This is a genomic window from Propioniciclava sp. (assembly GCF_029977985.1).
Classification (GTDB): Bacteria; Actinomycetota; Actinomycetes; order Propionibacteriales; family Propionibacteriaceae; genus Propioniciclava.
Genome location: NZ_JARKOT010000233.1, coordinates 1 through 1,219, shown reverse-complemented (window position 1 = coordinate 1,219; position 1,219 = coordinate 1). Strand labels below are relative to the sequence as shown.

Here is a 1,219-nt window from a genome sequence, read left to right as displayed (position 1 = left end):
CTTCCACGAGCACCACGGGGCGGGGCCACGTCAGGGCGAGACCGACCGACAGGGTGGTCACCCCCAGCGAGCCCGAGACGGTTCCCGGGAGTCGAGCACCACGGCGACCTTGCCGGTTGCGGCCCGGGCTGCCAGATCGGGTGCGGCGTCCGCGCTCACCAGCAGGTCGACCAAGGCGAACTGCCCGTCCTGCGAGCGCGTGACCGCGACCACCTTGGCCGCGATGGTCACCGGCGAGACCTCGCCGACCTGGCCCTGTGCACCGGGGGTCTGAACCACCCGCACGTCGTCGCCGGTCTTCAAGGGAATGGCTGGGAGCATCCCGTCCACCAGCGACAGCCCCACCACTGTCTGGCCCTTGGCGGGGACCGTTTCGGGGGCGATGGCGTCGGGGGTGAGCAGCCCGCCGGCGGAGATGTCGAGCGCGGCTCGCTGACCCACGACCGTCGAGACCTCGCTGGCGGGGATCGAGGCGACGGCTGGATCGAGCGACACCCGCGCCACCATCAGATCGCCGGCGGCGATGACCGCGCCACGAGGGACGGCCGCCCTCGCCACCACGACTTCGACCGACGAGGTTGCCGCCGTCCACAGCCACACGCCGCCCAGCGCTGACAGCAGCAGGGCGGCCACGGATGCGATGATCAGCACCGGACGCCGCCGGGTCTTCACGGGACCCAACGCCTCGGGTGCCTGAGGGGTCGTGGTCGTCGCCGTCGTCGGCGCCATGGTCGCTGTCCTCACGTCCTCATCCCTTCACCACGGTCTGGAGTTCGCCGATCGTGACAACGACCGAACTCGTGTACGTCTGGTTGATGACACCGGACTCGCCGATCCCGGACCAGTTGATCGTCCAGTAGCTCGTCGCCGTGACGGTGTACGTCCCCTGCTTCGCGTAGCGATAGCCGCAGTCGGGCGATGAGGAGACTCCGAACGAGTCGGCGTAGGAGGTGCCTGTGGACGTGCACGCCACGGTTCCGCCGTCGCCCATGCTCCAGACCACCTGGGTGACCTTCCCGGTTGCCGTGACGGAGTAGCTGCCCGCCGACGCGGTCTTCGTGTTGGGTCCCCAGGTGCTCTGGTCCGGCGACGCCACCCACAGCCAGATCGGCAGCCCGACGAGGCCCACCGAGCCGGGCGAGGGATCCGGCGCCATCCCGATCGTGACCGCGCGAAGGCGCATCTGGGTGACCGCCTGCTGGGCCAGGACTCTGGGGTC

The 1,219-nt window shown here is 70.3% G+C and carries 1 protein-coding gene and 1 pseudogene; both read right to left on the bottom strand.

Features of this window, described 5'->3' with window-relative positions; genetic code table 11:
- Positions 1-57 precede the first annotated feature (57 nt).
- Positions 58-744 carry an SAF domain-containing protein gene (locus Q1K57_RS13345; protein ID WP_300083430.1) on the bottom strand — a complete coding sequence of 229 codons (687 nt, stop codon included), beginning with the start codon at positions 742-744 and terminating at the stop codon, positions 58-60.
- A 4-nt stretch (positions 745-748) separates the two neighbouring features.
- Positions 749-1,219 (bottom strand): annotated as a pseudogene (locus tag Q1K57_RS13340) (hypothetical protein); the annotation flags it as partial.